This is a genomic window from Limosilactobacillus avium, assembly GCF_947381485.1.
GTDB lineage: Bacteria > Bacillota > Bacilli > Lactobacillales > Lactobacillaceae > Limosilactobacillus > Limosilactobacillus avium.
The window spans coordinates 87,444-106,582 of sequence record NZ_CANCWN010000004.1; the positions used below are offsets into that span (position 1 = coordinate 87,444).

General features: G+C 49.3%; 19 protein-coding genes. 3 read left to right on the forward strand and 16 right to left on the reverse strand.

Translation table 11 applies throughout. The features are described 5' to 3' along the window. On the reverse strand, window positions 1-450 hold the full coding sequence (gene lspA, locus QOS01_RS02650) for a signal peptidase II (protein ID WP_283620987.1): 450 nt from the start codon (window positions 448-450) through the stop codon (window positions 1-3). Beyond that, window positions 447-851 carry an EbsA family protein gene (locus QOS01_RS02655; protein ID WP_283620988.1) on the reverse strand — a complete coding sequence of 135 codons (405 nt, stop codon included), beginning with the start codon at window positions 849-851 and terminating at the stop codon, window positions 447-449. The genes lspA and QOS01_RS02655 overlap by 4 nt, the downstream gene beginning before the upstream one ends. Before the next feature lie 35 nt (window positions 852-886). Here QOS01_RS02655 and QOS01_RS02660 point away from each other — a divergent pair, with 35 nt between their 5' ends. Then, window positions 887-1,276: a ribonuclease HI family protein gene (locus QOS01_RS02660; RefSeq protein ID WP_283620989.1), complete on the forward strand. Its 390-nt coding sequence runs from the start codon at window positions 887-889 to the stop codon at window positions 1,274-1,276. A 114-nt stretch (window positions 1,277-1,390) separates the two neighbouring features. Next, window positions 1,391-1,759: a LapA family protein gene (locus tag QOS01_RS02665; protein ID WP_283620990.1), complete on the forward strand. Its 369-nt coding sequence runs from the start codon at window positions 1,391-1,393 to the stop codon at window positions 1,757-1,759. Between the two features lie 82 nt (window positions 1,760-1,841). On the opposite strand, the gene QOS01_RS02670 is transcribed toward QOS01_RS02665, so the two are convergent. The 11 genes from QOS01_RS02670 to QOS01_RS02720 all read right to left on the reverse strand — a co-directional run bounded on the left by QOS01_RS02670 (window position 1,842) and on the right by QOS01_RS02720 (window position 15,841). Beyond that, a complete protein-coding gene (locus QOS01_RS02670; protein WP_283620991.1) occupies window positions 1,842-3,347 on the reverse strand; it encodes a UxaA family hydrolase in 1,506 nt (501 codons plus the stop codon). Window positions 3,348-3,362: 15 nt separating this feature from the next. Then, entirely contained in the window at window positions 3,363-4,016 is a 654-nt protein-coding gene (locus QOS01_RS02675; RefSeq protein WP_283620992.1) for a bifunctional 2-keto-4-hydroxyglutarate aldolase/2-keto-3-deoxy-6-phosphogluconate aldolase, read from the reverse strand. A 28-nt stretch (window positions 4,017-4,044) separates the two neighbouring features. Then, complete coding sequence (locus QOS01_RS02680; RefSeq protein WP_283620993.1) at window positions 4,045-4,920, reverse strand: aldose 1-epimerase family protein; 876 nt, start codon at window positions 4,918-4,920, stop codon at window positions 4,045-4,047. Between the two features lie 16 nt (window positions 4,921-4,936). Then, window positions 4,937-6,424: a UxaA family hydrolase gene (locus QOS01_RS02685; protein WP_283620994.1), complete on the reverse strand. Its 1,488-nt coding sequence runs from the start codon at window positions 6,422-6,424 to the stop codon at window positions 4,937-4,939. A 7-nt stretch (window positions 6,425-6,431) separates the two neighbouring features. Continuing rightward, entirely contained in the window at window positions 6,432-7,853 is a 1,422-nt protein-coding gene (locus QOS01_RS02690) for a tagaturonate reductase (RefSeq protein ID WP_283620995.1), read from the reverse strand. A gap of 295 nt (window positions 7,854-8,148) precedes the next feature. Then, window positions 8,149-8,322, reverse strand: a complete 174-nt coding sequence (locus tag QOS01_RS02695; protein ID WP_283620996.1) for a hypothetical protein — start codon at window positions 8,320-8,322, stop codon at window positions 8,149-8,151. Window positions 8,323-8,531: 209 nt separating this feature from the next. Continuing rightward, window positions 8,532-9,869, reverse strand: a complete 1,338-nt coding sequence (locus QOS01_RS02700) for a gluconate:H+ symporter (protein WP_283620997.1) — start codon at window positions 9,867-9,869, stop codon at window positions 8,532-8,534. Between the two features lie 85 nt (window positions 9,870-9,954). Further along, window positions 9,955-11,424, reverse strand: coding sequence for a glucuronate isomerase (gene uxaC, locus QOS01_RS02705; RefSeq protein ID WP_283620998.1), 1,470 nt, complete (start codon window positions 11,422-11,424; stop codon window positions 9,955-9,957). 25 nt (window positions 11,425-11,449) lie between these two features. Then, a complete protein-coding gene (locus tag QOS01_RS02710; RefSeq protein WP_283620999.1) occupies window positions 11,450-12,994 on the reverse strand; it encodes an MFS transporter in 1,545 nt (514 codons plus the stop codon). Between the two features lie 114 nt (window positions 12,995-13,108). After that, window positions 13,109-14,182, reverse strand: a complete 1,074-nt coding sequence (gene uxuA / locus QOS01_RS02715; RefSeq protein ID WP_283621000.1) for a mannonate dehydratase — start codon at window positions 14,180-14,182, stop codon at window positions 13,109-13,111. A gap of 24 nt (window positions 14,183-14,206) precedes the next feature. Further along, a complete protein-coding gene (locus tag QOS01_RS02720) occupies window positions 14,207-15,841 on the reverse strand; it encodes a mannitol dehydrogenase family protein (RefSeq protein WP_283621001.1) in 1,635 nt (544 codons plus the stop codon). A gap of 144 nt (window positions 15,842-15,985) precedes the next feature. Here QOS01_RS02720 and QOS01_RS02725 point away from each other — a divergent pair, with 144 nt between their 5' ends. Then, a complete protein-coding gene (locus QOS01_RS02725; protein WP_283621002.1) occupies window positions 15,986-16,681 on the forward strand; it encodes a GntR family transcriptional regulator in 696 nt (231 codons plus the stop codon). 60 nt (window positions 16,682-16,741) lie between these two features. Here QOS01_RS02725 and QOS01_RS02730 read toward each other — a convergent pair whose 3' ends face one another. The 3 genes from QOS01_RS02730 to QOS01_RS02740 form a co-directional block, all read right to left on the reverse strand. After that, a complete protein-coding gene (locus QOS01_RS02730) occupies window positions 16,742-17,395 on the reverse strand; it encodes a bifunctional 2-keto-4-hydroxyglutarate aldolase/2-keto-3-deoxy-6-phosphogluconate aldolase (protein ID WP_283621003.1) in 654 nt (217 codons plus the stop codon). A 90-nt stretch (window positions 17,396-17,485) separates the two neighbouring features. Next, window positions 17,486-18,511 (reverse strand): sugar kinase, encoded by a 1,026-nt coding sequence (locus QOS01_RS02735; RefSeq protein WP_283621004.1) that lies wholly within the window; start codon window positions 18,509-18,511, stop codon window positions 17,486-17,488. Between the two features lie 52 nt (window positions 18,512-18,563). After that, window positions 18,564-19,139: IS30 family transposase (locus tag QOS01_RS02740; RefSeq protein ID WP_283621005.1), on the reverse strand; the 576-nt coding region annotated here is incomplete at its 5' end.

Sequence of the window (19,139 nt, forward strand, 5' to 3'; positions counted from 1 at the left end):
CTATTCCTCTTCCTCACGAATAATGATAATGACCAACCAAACGACGCCGATCGTCAGGCAGCAGTCCGCCACGTTAAAGACGGGAAAGTTCATAAACAGGGTTTCAAACATGTCAACCACGTAGCCGTGCTGGAGGCGGTCAATAAAGTTACCAACCGCTCCGGCGAGGATGAGGCTCAGTGGCCACAGGAGGCGCGGGTTGTGGCGCCAGCGATAGAACAGGTAGAGGATGACCGCTAAGGCGACCACGGTCACCACTGAAAAGAACCACTGCTGCCCTTCCAGGATACTCCACGCGGCACCGTAGTTTCGCAGGTTCGTCAGAGCAAGGACGTGGGGAATCAAGGGATGGGCGGTGTTTAAGGCCACGTTAGCAACCACCCAGTGCTTCACCAGCTGGTCGAGAGCCACCAGGACAATGGCTAGGATTAAGGAAATAACCACGGTCATGACTGGGCCCCTTCTTTTTCCTGGCGGTCAAGCAGGGCCTGGAGGCGGCGAATGGCCTTGTTCGTGAAGGTGAAGTTGAGAACCTCGCCGTTGACTGTCATTGACATCGTATGTTTAGTAAAATGGGGTTGGCGGATGTCAGCCAGTGGAATCACCAGGTAGTCCTTCTGCAGGAGGCGACTAAAGGTCATCTTGGTTGGCGTCACCACTACGGTCCGCCGCTTGATCTCTAAGAATACCAGGACAGCGAAGATGACGAACAGGACGGCCGTGATCCACTGAAAATGAGTAATTTCCAACCAGATAATCAGGCCCGCCAAGAAAATAATGAAGGTCCAGCACCAGGAAATAATGGTCCCGGTCAGGTCTGGTTGATAAAAATAACGTATTTCTTCTTCCATTTATGATTAACATCCTTCCGATGAGGTGATTTTTAATGATTAAAATTTATACTGACGCGGCAACCAAGGGTAACCCGGGGCCAACCGGCTTAGGAGTCCTAATCCTTTTCAACCACCAGCAGTACCAGCTGACGAAGACGGTCGCCAGAGCTGATAACCACAGTGGCGAGTTCGCGGCGGCCACGTTTGGCTTTCAGTACCTTTGTGACCACTTTGCTGGCGAACAAACAGTCCTATTCTACACCGATAGCCGCTTACTTAGTGACGCAATTGGCAAAAATTATACAAAACATTACCAAGCACAGCTCGCTACCCTGAACCGGTTGATTGACCACTTCCCGACCGTCGTCACCCAGTGGGTCCCCGACAGTCAAAATGCCGGTGCCCACCACCTTGCCAACCAGGCCCTGAAGAGTCTGGAATAATACCGCTATTAGTATACCAAAAGTTCCCGAAACGACCAAAAGCTGTGTCCTAAGGGTATGCGCCAAACAAAATAAGTTATACAATGAAGGTAAATTTAGTTTGGGGGAAGAACATTGAAGAAACAATCAACTACTATTATTTCAATTATCCTAATTATCATCATTGCCATTTTTGCGGTTGCTAACACGGCATCCGTGGCGGTAAACCTCCTGTTTGCCAAGTTCCAGCTGCCGTTAATTCTCTTGATTTTGGTCTGCTTCTTAATCGGGGCCCTAATCATCTACCTCCTCTCCTTCTCAAATCACTTGAAACAGGATAAGGAGCTCAAGGAGTTGCGGGCCAGCAAGGTTGACCCCAAGCAGCTGCAAAAGCTGCAGAATCAGGTCAAGGACCTGTTAAAGGAAAACGCCCGCTTGAAGGAAACCAACGCCCAGCTCAAGAAGGCCGCTGACAAGCCAGCAGGTGGCAGTCAACAAAACTAGTTACCTAATGTGAATATGAAAAGGCAAGGTGTCACAATTTATGGCACCTTGCCTTTTTTCTGAGGTTGTTACATCCAAAATGCTATTCCGTTACGCCGGTCTTGAAGATGGCGATTCCGTGAACATCATACTTTTCGTTGTTGGTCTTCTTACCACTGGCCACGTCGATGATGTACTGGATAAACTTCGCTGCCAAGTCATCCATCGATTCGTTCATCAACTGGCCGGCGTCAAAGTCGATCCAACGCGGCTTAAGGTTAGCGATATAGGAGTTGGAAGAAACCTTAACCGTTGGAACGTAGGTGGCAAATGGCGTCCCCCGTCCCGTGGTAAACAGGACCATCTGACAGTCCGCCGAAGCCTCGGCCGATGAAGAAACTAGGTCATTACCGGGTGCCTGTAGCAAGTTCAGGCCCTTAGTCTTAATCTTGTCCCCGTACTTTAAGACGTCGTTAACGGCGGACGTCCCGGACTTTTGGGTACAGCCAAGCGACTTATCTTCCAGGGTTGAGATCCCGCCAGCCTTGTTACCTGGTGACGGGTTCTCGTAAATCGGCTGGTGGAAGCGCTCGAAGTAGGCCTTAAAGTTGTTAATCAAGTTGACCGTCTTGTCAAAGGTCTTTTCGTCCTTGGCCCGGGACATCAGGATTGTCTCGGCACCAAACATTTCTGGAACTTCGGACAGGACCGTGGTCCCACCCTGAGCGGCAACAAAGTCAGAGAGCCGCCCCAAAAGCGGGTTGGCGGTTACCCCAGAGAGCCCATCAGAGCCCCCACACTTCAAACCAATCTTCAATTCACTCAGTGGTTGTGGCGTCCGCTGGTCGTCCTTGACTGCCGCGTTCAGTTCTTCCAGCATTGCTAAGCCATCAGTGATCTCATCATCACTGTCGGCGGATGACAAGAACTTGATCCGGTCCGTATCGATACTCCCGTTGGCCTCTTGAAGAGCAGCTTTCATTTGGGCCAGCTCGTCATCGTCGGCACAGCCCAGGCCACAAATCAGGACAGCCCCGGCGTTAGGTTGCAAGGCTGCGTCCACAAGGATCTTCCGTGCCCGCTTATAGTTATCCTGGGGCGTGTCAATTCCGTAAGTGTGCTTAAGGGGCACGACGTTATCGAAGTTACCGTTGTCCGGGTGCAGGGCCTTGAACTGGGTGACCAGCGGGTCAATCAGTTCACTAACCGAGCCAACAACTGGGATAATGTAGAGGTCGTTTCGGATGCCGACCTTGCCGTTTGGTCGCTTGTAACCCATGAATTTCCGGTCGTCCTTGCCGACCTTCGTTGTGATCTTAATTGGCTTGTAGCTGTATTCCAACTCACCAGAAAGGTTCGTTGCGATGTTGTGAATGTGAACATGTTCCCCACGTTTAATGTCCTGGGTTGCGTGACCGATCGGGTAACCATACTTGATGATGTCGGCACCCTTCTTGATGTCCTCCAGGGCGATCTTATGGCCCCGAGTGATGTCTTCCAGGGTGGTTACGTCACCGTGGTTGGCGGTCTTTAAAACCGTTCCCTTTGGCAGGTCCTGCAGAGCGACCGCAACGGAATCATGTTCATCCAAAATAATGAAATTATTCATTATTCATAACTCCTTTTACTTCTCATTCCGAATCCGCAGCAGTTCTTCATGGAACTTCTTGGCGTTTTCAGTTACTTGGTCGTAGTCACCATCAGCACCAGGGCCAACCAGGCTCCCACCGGCACCAACACAGAAGGCACCGGCCTTGAACCAGTCCTTCATGTTGTCCAGGGAAACCCCACCACTTGGCATGATGTTTGCCTGTGGGAATGGTCCTTGCAGTTCTGGGATCATCTTCTGGCCGGCAATGGCACCAGGGAAGATCTTGACCACGTCCGCACCAGTCATCAGGGCTGTTTGAACCTCGGTTGGCGTGAAGCAACCAGGCATGTAAGGAACAGCGTAGAGGTTGCAGAGCTTGGCAACTTCCTCGTTGTAGGACGGGCTGACAATGAACTTGGCACCCGCTACCATGGCCATCCGGGCAGTTGCGGGGTCGAGAACAGTCCCGGCACCAACAACAACTTCGGGGTCATCAGCGTATTCTTCGTTTAAGTGCTTGATCGTTACGTCAGCGTTTGGGGAGGTGAAGGCGAGTTCGATGGCCTTGACCCCACCTTTGATGCTGGCTTTGGAGATCTTGTAGGCATTTTCTTCACTCCGGCCCCGGACAACTGCCAGGATACCGGCCTTTTCAACGGCTTTCAGTGCTTCATACTTTGGTAACATAAATTCAATTTCTCCTTTTGCAATTTAATTATGATAAGTGCATTTCGTACTGGGATACCTTGGTTTCGTGGGCAGGCAAGATAATGTTGCCCTCCTTCTTCATCCAGTCAACTGGTTCACCGAGAACGTCGGGGAAGCCGTTGAACGGTTCCATGCACAGGAATGCGCAGTCTTCGTCTTCCTTCGTCCACAGGCAGACGTTCTTAAACTGACTGATGTCCATCTCGACCGCATGTGAGGTCAGTGGTGAGTATAGCTTGATACTCTTGATCCCTGGATTGCTGATAATCCGCAGGCCGGGCTTGAAGGTTTCGTAGTTCAGGGCCAGTTCATTGTTTTCAGTCAACAATTCTTCCTTACCAGTCCGGTACGGGTTAGGCGTTTTGACAATTTCGTAGTCGTTGATTGGCCCCTCGATACCGGCAAACTTAACCCGGTAGTTGTTAAACTTAGCCACCCCGTTGATTGGGACGTTAAATGCCGGGTGGGAACCGATGGAGTATGGCATCTGGCGGTCAGTGTTGTTGGTAACCGCAAAGCTCAGCGACAGGCCGGTGCTCAACAGGGTAAAGGTGATTGCCAGGGTAAAGTCAAACGGGTAGTACTTCTTGGTCGCCTCGTTAGCCTTTAATTCCAGGGTAACCGCGTTTTCGGTTTGGTAGGTGACCGTTAAGTCCTGGTCACTGACGAAACCGTGCTGCGGCATCTCATAGGTCTTGCCGTCGAGAACATACTTGTCATCGTTGGACCGACCGATTGCCGGGAACAGGACCGGGGCGTGCTTGCCCCACTCCTTACCGTTCCAAATGTAGTCAAAGTTGGCCTGCTTATTAACCAGGTGGGTTAACTGTGCTCCGTGTTCGTCAATTTCTGCACGAAAGTCAGCATTTTCAATTTTAATCATTTAAATAACTTCCTTACTATTCGGTGACCCCGATCTTGAAGATCGCAAGGCCGTGCAACCCAGCTTGTTCGTTCTTCGTTTCCTTACCACTTGCGATGGCAATGATGTCATCGATAAATTCCTTGGCGACTTCTTCAAATGGCCTGTTCAGAACCTGGCCACCATCGAAGTCAATCCAACGCTGCTTCTTACTTGCTAGTTCGGTCGTTGTGGCCACCTTCACGGATGGGACAAAGCTGGCGTAAGGGGTTGCCACCCCAGTGCTCGTCACAACTAACTGGCAGTCAACCGCTGCTTCGGCGGAGGAGTCAATCAGGTCGTTGTTCGGGGCCTCCAGGATGTTTAAGCCAGCCTTTTCAGCCTTGTGACCGTAAAACAGGGCATCGCTAACTGGGGCTTGGCCACCCTTTTGGCTCGCGTTGACGGCTGCTTCAGTAGCGGTCGTAACTCCCTTTGCAAATTCCTTTTGGCCAGGCTTCTTGACCATTTCCTGGTCAAATTCGCCGTAGTAATTCCGCATGTGGTCAAAGACCTGGTTAACCTTGGCGGCCGTGGCATCATCCCCGGCCCGCTTGGCCAAGTTAGCCTGGTTGGCAGCCATTTCCGGTAAACCGGTAATGACGGTCTTCCCACCATTGGCATCAACGACATCGGCAAGCCGGCCGAGAAGCCGGTCCGCGGTGACTGGTGCCAGAGCATCCGGTTGAACCCCTTGTAGGCCGACCGTTAATTCACTCAACGGAACCGGTTCACGGTGGTCATTAGCCGCCGCATCATTCAGTTCTTCCAGCATCTGTTGGGCATTGGCAAACTCATCCTTGACTTCCTGGGCAACCAGGAACTTCATCCGTTGCGGGTCGATACCGGCCATCTTATCAATGGTCTCCTTCATCCCGTCCATCTGGTTGTTTTCACAACCAAGGCCGAAGACAAGTACCCCACCCGCATTCGGGTGGAGGGCCGCATCACAAAGGACCTGACGAGTTTGCTCAAAGTCCTCACCCAGTTGGGAACAGCCGTATGGGTGCTTCAGCAAAACGATGTTATCAAAGGAACCGTTATCCGGGTGGACCGCCTTAAACTGTTGGACCATCACGTCCATCAGTGGGGTAATGCAGCCAACCGTTGGGACGATGAAGAGGTCGTTTCTAATGCCGACCTTGCCGTTCTTTCGCCGGTAGCCCATGAAGTTTTGCTTTGATACGTACTGGGACAAGTCCGCAACGGGGGCCTGATCGGCAACACTTGTGGTCTTATCAACCAGGTTACCTTCGTTGACGAGTGCCCCTTCAGGAACATCCGCCGTTGTCTGGCCAATTACTTGACCAAGCTTAATAACGTCTTCACCCTTGCTAATGGCTTGGGTTGCGACCTTATTGCCGGCCGGCACATCAGCCGTGAGTGTGAGCTGGTGGCCAGCAACTTCAACAGTATCTTTGGCAGTCAGGTTAGTGGTCGCAATGGCCACGTTGTCACTGCCATTTAAGATAACTAGTTTTTCCATGAAACTACTACTCCTCTGCATTAATTTCTTGGACAATTGCCCGGGTGCCCTTCTCGGCAATTTCGTTGTAGTACTTAGTTACTAAGTCTTCCAGGCCAGGGATCTTGGTCAGGTCTTCGCCCCAGAAGTCAGGGTTAGAAAGGGCTTCGTGAATAAAGTTGTCGTCGCCCTGGATCTTCTTGAAGCCGACCGTGACGTCAGCAGTATCGTTGATGTCAAACTTGGACTTACCGTTGTAGATCCACAGGTAAGCGGCCAGGGCCAGGCTCATCCGCTTTGGCAGCTTGCCGAACTTGTTGTAGTAACGCTTGTAGTTTGGCAACAGGCGGGCAGCGTATTTGGAAATACTGTTCAGGGCTAAGGCACTCAGTTCGTGCTTAACGTATGGGTTTTCAAACCGTTCTTGAATCCCCTTGGCGTAACTTTCCAGTTCATCCTTTGGAAGTGGAACAACCGGAATAATTTCCTTGTGCATTTCGTCATCAATAAACTTGTAGAAGTCCTTGTCATCCATTACTTGGCCAACGGTTTCCAGACCAGCTAAGCGGCCGATTGGGGACATTGTCGTGTGGGGACCGTTCAATATAGAAACTTTCCGGTTCCGGTATGGTTGCATGTCGTCAGTAACGACCAGGTTAATGCCGGCTTCCTTGAGTGGCAATACCTTTTCAATGTCCTTGCTACCTTCGATAACGAAGATCAGGAATGGTTCGGTCTTAACCATGTTTTGGTCCTTGTAACCCCATTCCTTCTCCAGGTCAGCAGCCCGGTCACGTGGGTAACCTGGAACGATCCGATCAACTAATGTTGAGTAGAATTCGTTGTCATTGTTGATCCAGTCAACAAAGTCTTGGCCAAGGTTCCACAGGTCAGCGTATTGCAGGATGGCCTTCTTCAGGGCATCCCCGTTGTGGTTGATCAGTTCGCAAGGGATGATGTGGAAGCCCTTCTTGCCTAATTCAAAGCGGTGGTAAAGCAGTGCCGTTAACTTAGCTGGGTAAGAACTCTTTTCACCCTTCTTAACGGCGTCCAGCGTGTCTTCAGGGACAAATTCAATCCCGGCTTCTGTCGTGTTAGAGAAAATTACTTCGATGTTGTCGTCTTCTGCTAAGGCCATGTACTTGTCGTAGTCGGTGTAAGGGTTAACCGTCCCGTTGATGGATTCGATGATTTCGTGGCTTTGAATCTTCTTACCGTTTAAAATTCCTTCGAGAAGAACAGTGTACAGGTCGTCTTGTTCGTCCAGTTCCTTAATCCGGCCAGTTGGCAGGGGTTGAACAACTTGAACGCCCCCCTTGAACAGGCCCTGCTTGTTCATCTGGTGAATCTGCCAGTCAATGAAGGCCCGTAAGAAGTTACCTTCACCAAATTGAATAACCTTGTTGGGGTACTGTGGCAATTTACGAAAACTATTATTAAGACTTTCCATCTTAGAAAACCTCCAGAATTTATTAACCAATATCTACTGCAGCCGCTTGTCTGCCGAGTCGCTGTCGCATCTGTGAGAGGATGATGTGCAAATAATCGCAAGACAAGCTCATTATTGAAGACGTAACCACCACCGTTGGAACAGCAAAGGATGGATGCGCTCTCAATCTATTTACATTATAGAATGTTAACGTGAAACATTCAATATCTTTTGGCAATTTGTTTAGAATTGATCAAGCTGGAGTAAAGAGAAAAGCCGACGGTATGCCGACTTGACCCTTCTTAGCAGTTAAAAATTATTTGTTGAGCTGGGTATTAACAGCTTCGGTATTCTTGGCAACCACGTTTGTCATTTGTTGACTAAGGCTGTGGTTGTTATTAGTAGTCGTGTAGATTGAACTAGCGCTAGCGGCCCCGGCTAATGCGATACTTGCTACGATGAAAATTGCTAAAGTCTTGATAAAATTCATTTGAAATTCTCTCCTCTCACAGATAAGTTAACATGTTATGTTAACGTGAACAATCAATGAACAGTTTGTATTCTACTATATATATTATGAGTTTCAACCCCTTTGCACTAACTTTTTGTATGTAAGGGATTTCTTTTTAAATTCCGCAAAAAAGGATCCTAACTCCTGCAAAGTCAGTCGCTAGGATCCACTATGTTAGTTATATATTTTTAATGAACAAAGACACTTAAGAGAAGGACCATCAGTAACCCGACTAGTGAGTTAACGAATTCCAGTCCGCCCCAGGTCTTGAAAGTATCCTTCATTGAAATCCCAAACGATTGTTGGAACAGCAGGAAGCCCCCATCATACATCAGGGTCATCGTGTTACTACCACAAGCGCAGGCTAGAACCATCAGTACCGGGCTAACGTGCATTGCGGTAATCATCGGTGCAACGATTCCGGCTGCGGTGATTGCGGCCACCGCCCCTTGACCGGTCAGGATCCGAATCAAAACCGTAATTAACCAGGCCAAGATAAATGGTGACACGGGCAGCTTATCAAACATGGTGACAATAATGTTACCGACGCCGGTATCAATAATAACTTCCTTCATTACACCCCCAGCAGCAATGACAAGCAGGACGTTGGAAATCCCCTTAATCGCCTTAGTTAGCTCGTCAGTAATCTCCTTTCCACTTTTGCCACGCGCATAGCCAAAGGCAACCATTGCCACAATCACGGTAATCAGCATACTTATTTCGGCACTACCGATAAAGGACATTAACTTGTACGGCATTGCCGATGGCTTAGTCAAGGACTTCACAATTGAAGAAGCAATGATAATAATCGCTGGTAGTAACGGGACCAGCAAACTAATACCAAAGCTCGGCAGCTGATCCTTCGGCATTTTTGGTGCCGGCTTCATCACATTACCAAGGGGCATCTTGTCCAGACCAGGAATGAAGCGTCGAATTAGGATTCCAGAACAAATGATTGACGGAATAATGACGACGAGTCCCCAAATATAAACCTGGGCGATATCAGCATGAAAAGCCGTTACCAATGCCATTGGACCAGGTTGTGGTGGAAAAATACTGTGCCCCATCGTTGCACCAGCAACCGTTGGAATAATCAGACGCATGTAAGGAATCTTGGCTTCCCGTGCAATACTGATAACTAGTGGTGCCGTAATAAGAAAGGCAACCTCATAAAACATTGACATCCCAAAAATCATCCCAATGATGAGCAGGGCAAATGACAAATACCTTCGTCCCATTTTTGAGACGATCGTATCCGCTATTTGCTGAGAAGCGCCTGACTGGGTCATTAGTTCCCCAACAATCGCCCCAAAGATGACAATCAGGGCTAGTGTCGATAGGACACCACCAATCCCCTTTTCAACGGTGGGGACAACTTTGGTAATTGGCACCCCCTCCGCAAACGCAATAAAAATTCCGGCAATGAGAAGTGAAATGATGTTATGTAACTTCAAGCCAACAATTAAGAAGACTAAGAGGCATATGCCGATGAAAATCCAAAGCAGCGAGACCATATCTGCGGACATGTTTTAACCACACCTTTCTATATTTATTTTTTCAATACGAAAAGAGGGGTCGGCTAAAATTTGCCGTCCCCCTCGTTATACTAGGTTAGAATTGAAACTTATTTTCGTGCTCACCAAATAGTTCGCTTGGCTTAGCATCTGGGAAGAAGTCAAAGTAATTCAGAGCGTTGTTGTAGGAAATGTCTTGGACAATCTTGCCAACGTATTCTTTGTCTTCAGGAGCCCGCCCTGCTTCGATCAGCTTACCGAAGAAGTTGCAGAGAACCCGCCGGAAGTACTCATGCCGTGGGTACGACAGGAAGCTTCGTGAGTCAGTCAGCATCCCGACGAAGTTTGGCAACAGACTCTGTTGGGCGAAGTCACGCAACTGAGTGTCCATCCCTTCAGCGGTGTCGTTAAACCACCAGGCAGCCCCGAGCTGCATCCGTTGCTTGCCGCCTTCCTGGAAGCAGCCCATCAGCGTGATCAATTGCATCCAGTCGTTAGGATTGAGGGAGTAGAAGATGATCTTTGGCAGGCCATCTTCGTCCTTCATCTTAGTGAAGAGCTGCTGGATCTGAGCAATCATGTCTGGTTGGGTCCCCATTGCGTCGAAACCGGTATCGGCCCCAATCTTATTAAACATTGGGTGGTTGATGCTCCGCAATACGTTGTTGTGGAACTGCATCGTCCAGTCATACTTCTTGTTGAGCTTCATCAGCCCTTCCATCAGCATCGTCAGGTACTGGTCACGTTCCTGATCAGTCAGCTGTTCGTTCTTGACAGCCTTGTTGACGATGTGGTCAAGCTCTTCGTCACTGGCCTCGATGAAGTGGTAAGTACTCAGGGAGTGGTCAGACAAGCGGGCACCCATGTCGTTGAAGTATTGGAAACGCTTGTCCATTGCTTTCAGGATGTCCTTGAAGGAAGTGATCTTGATTCCGGTAATCTTACCCAGTTCTTCCAGGTACTTGCCGTAACCTTCCTTATCAATGTAGATCAGGTTGTCAGGCCGCATGGCTGGCAGGGTCCGGAAGCCGTTTTCCTTTTCGTCCTTCTTTAATAACTTGTGGTAGTGGAGGTCAGAAGCGGGGTCATCAGTCGTGCAGACCGCAACCACGTGGGACTTCTTAATCAGGTTACGAGGCTTGAAGTCGTCAGTTTGGAGCATGGCATTGGCCTTCTTCCAAACTTCCGGTGCGTTCTTCCGGGTCAACGGTTCGTCAATCCCAAAGAAGCGGTGCAACTCCAGGTGGGTCCATTCATAAACTGGGTTCCCAACGGCCTTTTCAATTGTTCCCGCCCAGGCCAGGAACTTGTCATAGTCGTCCCCGTCACCGGTAATCAGTTCTTCGGGAACACCGTTGGCCCGTTCTAGGCGCCACTTGTAGTGGTCACCATACGTGCCATCATTTAACCACAGGCGCGTGATGTTTTTGTAGTTCTTGTTTTCGTAAATTTCCTTAGGTACCAGATGACAGTGGAAGTCAATGATCGGCATGTCCTTTGCATAGTCGAAGAAGAGTTTCTTGGCCCAGTCATTAGTTAACAGAAAGTTTTTATCAATAAGCGCCATTTTTCTTACCTCCAATTGCTTATCCTTAGTTGTTTGCCTTGGTTTGGTCTGGTACATTTTCAGGCCATACCTTGTCGTAAGATTCACCAGTTAATTCCTCAACAACTTCCTTGGTTTCAGGGGTAACATCGGCCTTGGAACCACCGTTTTCCAGACGGGTAATTTCGTTCTTAAGGATTTCGTGGGTATCACGGTTAAGCTTAAACTTACGTGAGATCCAGAGGGCCCAACCAATCAACAGAACAGGACCGACGAAGAAGATCAGCATGATTCCGAATTGAATGGAGTGTGGTGTCGTACCGTAGTTAAGCATTGACTTAGAGTTGAAGCCAATTACTTCAAGTAAGATACCGGCAATCCAAGAAGCGATGGCACCAGTGGACTTACGGAAGAAGGTCATAACAGCGGCGTAGATACCGGCACGGTCCTGGCGGGTCATGATCCGGTCAACATCAGGGATGAATGGGAAGACGTTCCATGGAGTGAATTCCAGGATGGCACGACCACATTGGTAGAACAGCGAGATAACAATCAGGATAACAACCGGGTTGTTAACATCAAAGATCCAGGTGACAATGTAACCAATCATCGTCAGAATAATTGTGGAGTAACCTAAGCCGTAAAGGAACCGTGGACCGTGGGTGATCATGATCCGGGTAGCAGCCAGGGTTGCCAAAATACCAACTGCGGACAAAGCTTGCAGGGTCCAAGGAAGGTCTTCCTTGGCACCGTTGATACAACAAACGATGAAGGTTGGCAGCATGGTTGAGTAGAAGTCCTTCCCAGTAAAGGAAAGCAGGTAAATTGCCAGGTGTTGACGGAAGGCCTTGTTCTTGAAGGTCGAGAAGTAATCATGAACGGTCTTCTTCATGAACTCACCCATTGATAACCGTGGTTGAGCGTTCAGCTTCTTAACGTAGTCCTCGGTCAACGGACGTTCCCAAGTGCTCCGGTAGGAAGTAAAGATTGCGATAACAAAGATAATCGTCCAGATAATACCCGTAACCAGGTAAGCGTTCGGGTTCTGAGCGTGCTTCAGAGCAGCCAGGATGAAGAATACTAAGGCCGTCCCCGTTGCGGAAATAACCATCCGGGAACCAGACAATACTGTCCGGAGGTTGTAATCGTTGGTCATTTCAGTTGGCAGGGTTTCCCAAGGAATCAGGATCATGGCAATGATCAATTCAATTGCCACGTAGACAACCAGGTAGTAAACCCAGTTAGTCGACTTGACCCAGAACAGTGGGAAGATGCAGGCAAACAGGATCCCACCAAGCAGGATGAAGAAGTGCCGCCGCCCAAACTTTTGACCAAGTTTGTTCCGGTAAAAGCCATCGGTGATTGCCCCGAAGAACAGGGAGAACAATGCATCAAAGATCCGGCCAATCCCGGTAATCGCCCCGGCCAGGGCCGGACTGATACCATTACTCATAACGAAAACGAAGATAACACCAGAGACGATGTTGTTCCAACCACCGCCCATAAGGTCGTTCATACCGAATCCAATCCCACGCCAAACGTTAATCTTCTTCGGTGTATAAACCCAACTGGTCTTTTTATGTTTATTCATAATTTCACCATTTTTCGAAGTTCATTTTTTCACAAATAATTGCTAACAAAAACCATACCCCATGGGCTAATATCATGAGATATGGTCAGGTCATGATAGAACAAGAAAATATTTTTATTGGTTATCCTTTTGAATTGCTTCCCAAAGCCCGTTCAGGTAGGTAATCCCGAGGGCCCGGTCGTACAAGCCGTAGCCAGGGCGTCCTTCTTCGCCCCAGATGTCACGGCCGTGGTCTGGACGGATGTAACCGTCAAAGTGAGTGTCGTACAGGGCCTTCATGATTTCGTACATGTCCAGTGAACCTTCAGAGGACAGGTGGGCGGATTCATGGAAGTCACCGTTGCCCATGAACTTGATGTTCCGGGCGTGAATGAATGGTGCCCGGTCCTTCTTGACGAACTCACGGATAATTGCCGGCACGTCGTTCTTCGGGTTCTCACCCAGGCTCCCGGTACAGATGGTGAAGCCGTTGTACTTAGATTCGTGCATCTGTTCAATCTTGATCATGTCTTCCCGGTTCTTGTAGATCCGCGGCAGACCGAACAGTGGCATCGGCGGGTCATCCGGGTGCATAGCCATCCGGACGTCGTACTTCTCACAGGTTGGAATGATGGCGTCTAAAAAGTACTTCAGGTTCTCACGGAGCTTCTTTTCGTCGACATCCTTGTAAGCTTCAAACAGGCGCTTAACTTCGGCCAGCCGTTCCGGTTCCCAGCCCGGCAGGACGTAACCGTTGGAGTTCTTTTCCACCGACTTGATGATTTCTTCCGGTGACCCTTCAACGTACTTGTGTTGGAAGGCCATGTCCGTTGAGCCGTCCGGCAGTGGATAGTGGAGGTCGGTCCGGACCCAGTCAAAGATCGGCATGAAGTTGTAGCAGATTACCTTGATGCCGTAAGCGGCTAGGTTTTTGATCGTTTCCTTGTAGTTTTCGATGTACTTGTCCCGGCTCGGCAGGCCAATCTTGATGTCGTCGTGAATGTTGACGGATTCGATGACTTCCAGCTTGAGACCGGCGTCTTCAACTTCCTTCTTCAGTGCGGCGATCCGTTCCTTGGGCCAAACTTCACCAACTGGTATATCAAAGAGGGCTCCAACGACTTGTGTTGTTCCTGGAATCTGACGAATATCGGACAACTTGATGGAGTCGTTGCCGTCGCCATACCAGCGAAATCCCATGTTCTTCATAAGTTACGTTTTCCTTCTTCCTTATTAATACTTACCAAACTTTTGAATGGTTGCTTGAATCGTTTCGCGAACTGCTCCCGGCTTAACAATCATCTGCTTGAAGTAGTTTTCAATCTTTTCACCCAGACCAATCTCGTACAGGTCGTTGCCAAAGATGGACTTGTTGCTGAGGATTGGTTGGAGCTTTTCGTGAACGTCTGCCCCATCGTCACCCAGCTTGATATCAGCAACGTACTTGTGAAGCTGGTCATAAAGTGGGTCCGGACTCGGCGTAAATGCATTCCCCTGGTCGTCAATGGCCATCAGGTAGCGGCACCAGCCGGCGATGATCAGTGGGATGAACTCGAGCTTAGCAGGGTCCAGCTTTGGATCGTCAACGTAGTGTTGGAGGGTCACGCCGTAACGAATACCAACCTTTTGTGACGTATCTGAAGCAATCCGTTGCGGTGTGTCCGGAATGTTCTTGTTTGGCAGCCGCTTGCTAATCAAGGTGTCGATGAATTCCTTCGGGTTGATGATCTTCGGATCCTTAACAACCGGTAAGTCTTCACCGTAGCCCAGGTTCTTAATCATCTTCAGGAGGTCTTCGTCCGCTGCTTCGGCGGCAATCGACTTGAAGCCGAGCAGGCAGCCAAAGATTGCTAGTGAAGTGTGGAGCGGGTTCAAGCAGGCGGTAACCTTCATCTGGTCGGCATCATTGACCGTTTCCCGATCAGTCATCATTACCCCGGCCTTTTCTAGTGCGGGCCGGCCATTTGGAAAGTCGTCTTCGATTACCAGGTAGTGGATTTCTTCGGTGTTACCAAATGGCGCGATGTTAGTGTGCTTTGTGGTGTGAACTAATTCGGTATCCTCAAAACCGTCCTTCTTAAGGAGTGAGGCAACATCTTCGGATGGGTTAGGAGTGATACGGTCGATCATGCTCCATGGGAAGGTCACCTTCTGCCGGTCATTCAGGTAGTCGATGAAGCCTTGGTCAACGTGACCGTTCTTTAGCCAGCCGTTAGCAATCAGCATCACCGCATCTTCAAGGCGTTGCCCGTTTTGCGAGAAGTTATCGGTACTTACCATTGCGATTGGTGCTTGGTTTGCTTTGTAACGGGCCAACAGGAGACTGGCAACAAAGGCCATGTTTGTTACCGGGTTTTCTGGACCATTAGCAATGTCGGCTTCGGTAGCCTTGGTCAGCTTCCCGTTCATGTCCTTCAGTGCGTACCCCTTCTCAGTAATTGAAAAGGTGGCAAATTGCAAGGACGGCTTTTCAAAGACTTCTTCTAGCTTTGCCCGGCCGGCCTTGTTATCGGCGCCGGCGTAAATGCTGTCGGCAACACTGGCAACCAGTTCCTTGTCAAAGGTCCCGTCGCTCTTCATCTCAACCGATAAGAAGCGGTTTTTCAGTGGGTGGTAAACCTTGTCGATTACCTCGTCATCATAAGTTTCTGCAACAATTACCCCACTCTTTATTGCCCCCTCGTTGAGTAAGTCCTGGGCGATTGTTGAGTGGAAGCACCGAAACAGGTTTCCACCACCGAAGTGGACCCAAACTGGGTTTTCCGCCGTTTCAGCAACCATTGCTGCTTGATCAAACTTTGGAACCGTAATTCCTGCTTGGTGAAATGACCCTGCATCCTTTTGATAGTCATCTAATAATTTCACCATGGAAAGTTCTCCCTTCTAAGTAATATACTAATATATCAGTTCGCTTATTATAGTAAACGCTTCCAGCTGCTTTGTCAAGAAAATCACAAACTAATTTTTAAAAAGTAATGATGGTATAATGGTGACAAACGGAGGAATGAGGAAATGAATAGCGCGCAAACAAGTAACCTAACCGGGCAAGCGTACAACATCATCATTAAAAAAATTATTAATGCGGAGTACAAGCCCGGCCAGAAGATTTCAGAAAAAAAGATTGAGGCAGACATTAATATTGGTCGGACCCCGGTACGGGAAGCCCTTTTACAGCTCCGCCAGGAAAACCTGATTAATGTCATTCCCCAATCAGGAACATATATTTCAAAGATTGACATGAAGGAAGTATTAGACGCCCGCCTTGTCCGGGCTAGTGTCGAACAACGGATCATGCGTGACGCCACAACTGTTCGTCTCACCCATGAAGAGGTTGATACCTTCAAGCAGATCCTGTCTAAGCAGTACCTGATCATGAAGGAAGATAGCTTTACCAACTTCTTAACCAGTGATGACGAGTTCCACCGCTACTTCTACGTCATCACCGACCACCTACGGATTTGGAACTGGCTTAAGCGAATCAACATCCAGTTCGACCGCTTCCGCTTTTTAAGGCTCAAAATCGAAGGCCTGTCTTGGGTTGGCCTAATTGATGAGCACAAGGCCCTCCTTGAAGCGGTCCGTGAACGTGATATCAATGAGGTTGAGCGACTGACCGCCAACCACATGCACCGGATGCTGACCGAGGAGGACAGCCTAATCAGAGCCTTCCCTAATTACTTTATCAATTACACTTTAGGCAACAAATAAAACCGGCAGCCAAGTGTGAACTTGGACTACCGGTCTCTTCTGTTTTAAACGGTTCCTTAATTACTTTTCATTCCGAATCCGCAGCAGTTCTTCGTGGAACTTCTTGGCGTTTTCAGTTACTTGGTCGTAGTCACCATCAGCACCAGGGCCAACCAGGCTCCCACCAGCACCAACACAGAAGGTCCCGGCCTTGAACCAGTCCTTCATGTTGTCCAGGGAAACCCCGCCACTTGGCATGATGTTTGCCTGTGGGAATGGTCCTTGCAGTTCTGGGATCATCTTCTGGCCGGCAATGGCACCAGGGAAGATCTTGACCACGTCCGCACCAGTCATCAGGGCTGTTTGAACTTCGGTTGGCGTGAAGCAGCCGGGCATGTAAGGAACAGTATAGAGGTTGCAGAGCTTGGCAACTTCTTCGTTGTAGGACGGGCTGACGATGAACTTGGCACCCGCTACCATGGCCATCCGGGCAGTTGCGGGGTCGAGAACAGTCCCGGCACCAACAACAACTTCGGGGTCATCAGCGTATTCTTCGTTTAAGTGCTTGATCGTAACGTCAGCGTTTGGGGAAGTGAAGGCTAATTCAATGGCCTTGACCCCACCCTTGATGCTGGCCTTAGAGATCTTGTAGGCATTTTCTTCACTCCGACCCCGGACAACTGCCAGGATACCGGCCTTTTCAACAGCTTTCAGTGCTTCATACTTTGGTAACATTGGCGAAAAACCTCTTTCCTTAGTCAAAAAATTATCTGCCAACTAATATACTAGTAGTTTAGCTGGCAGATAACAAGTCCTATTTAGTTTTTACCGGGAAACCCGGACACCGGCACCGCCGTCCATGACGGCCCGGACGTCTGCTTCCGTCGTCACGTTCAAGTCACCGAGGACGGTTAACTTGAGGACACTGGCTGCAATGGCGTAGTCAATTAGCTCCTGGTCGGCAAAGTTGTTCAAAATCCCGTGCATCAGACCGCCACCAAAGGCGTCACCACCGGCAACCCCTTCTAGGACATCAATGTCGTAAGCCGGACTCTCGGTAAACTTGCCGTCCTTTAAGACCAGGCCCATCCAGGTGGACTTGTCGACGGACTGGATGTTCCGCAGAACACTGGCCACCACCTTGACGTTTGGATAGCGCTTGGTGATTTCCTTCATGCCGTTTTCAAAGGTCGCCTTCTGTTCAATTCCGTGGGACATGTCACCGTCAAAGGCATGGATGCCGAGGGATTGTTCGAAGTCTTCATCATTGACCAGGCAAATCGTCAGGTAAGGCATGATCTTCTTCATGTAAGCCTGGGCCTCTTCTGGTGTCCACAGCTTGCCCCGGAAGTTCAGGTCACAGGCGACCTTGATGCCGTGTTCCTTACAGTATTCACAGGCACTCAGGACCGCTTGCCGTAACTCTTCAGAAAGGGCTGGCGTGATTCCGGAGAAGTAGAAGTAATCTGCCCCATCAAGCAGCTTAGCCCAGTCGTATTCGGCTGCCTTTGAGGAGGCAAAGGAGCTTCCGGCCCGGTCATAAGTGACCTTCGTCGACCGGACGCTGTGGCCCTTTTCAAAGACATACATCCCCAAGCGTGGACCACCGTAAAGGATCCGTGAGGTGTCGACCCCGTATTGACGCAGCTTGTTGCGGGCTGCCATACCGAGGACGTTTTCCGGCAGCTTGGTTACGTAACTGGCGTCGTCCCCGAACAGGCTAAGGGAGACGGCCACGTTGGCTTCTGAGCCACCGTAGTCCACGTCAAACTGGTTGGTCTGCAGGACCCGCCGCATGTGGGAAGGCTTCAGGCGCATCATCATTTCACCAAAAGTAACAATCTTTTGCATAATCAGTTCTCCTTTACTTTATGGCAGATTGCAAGAAATAACTTGAACGAATTTAATGACGTAGATTAAGCAGGAAGATCTCGATTGGTGTATGCCAATTAAGACATTTAAGTGGCCGTGAATTCAGATACCAATTAATTTGAACTAGCTTGTGATCGCTTAACGCTTCAATAGCTTGGCCTTTGGGAATAAAGCGCCGTAAAACTCGGTTACGGTTCTCATTACTGCCGCGTTCATGTGGTGAATAAGCATGGGCAAAATAAACTGGAGTACCAGTTAGCTGCTCAATTGCCTGGTAGTTAGCGAACTCTTTACCATGATCTACGGTCAGCGTCTTGAGTTTGTCTTGAAGTTGACTAACTAGTTCAAGTACGGCTTGAGTCATGGACTGACTGTCGCGACCATGGAGCCGTTTAATAATTGTCAGGCGACTCTTACGCTCCACAAAAGTGGCCACAGCTTGACCTTTACGTTTGCCAGAAAGTACGGTATCAGCTTCAAAGTGGCCGAATTCTTGGCGAGTTTCGACTTTATGAGGACGCTCCTCAATGGAGCGGCCGTGACTGAACGTACCACGCTTTTCTTTAGCACGATGACGACGAATTCCATGATCAGGCAAATCGGGTAG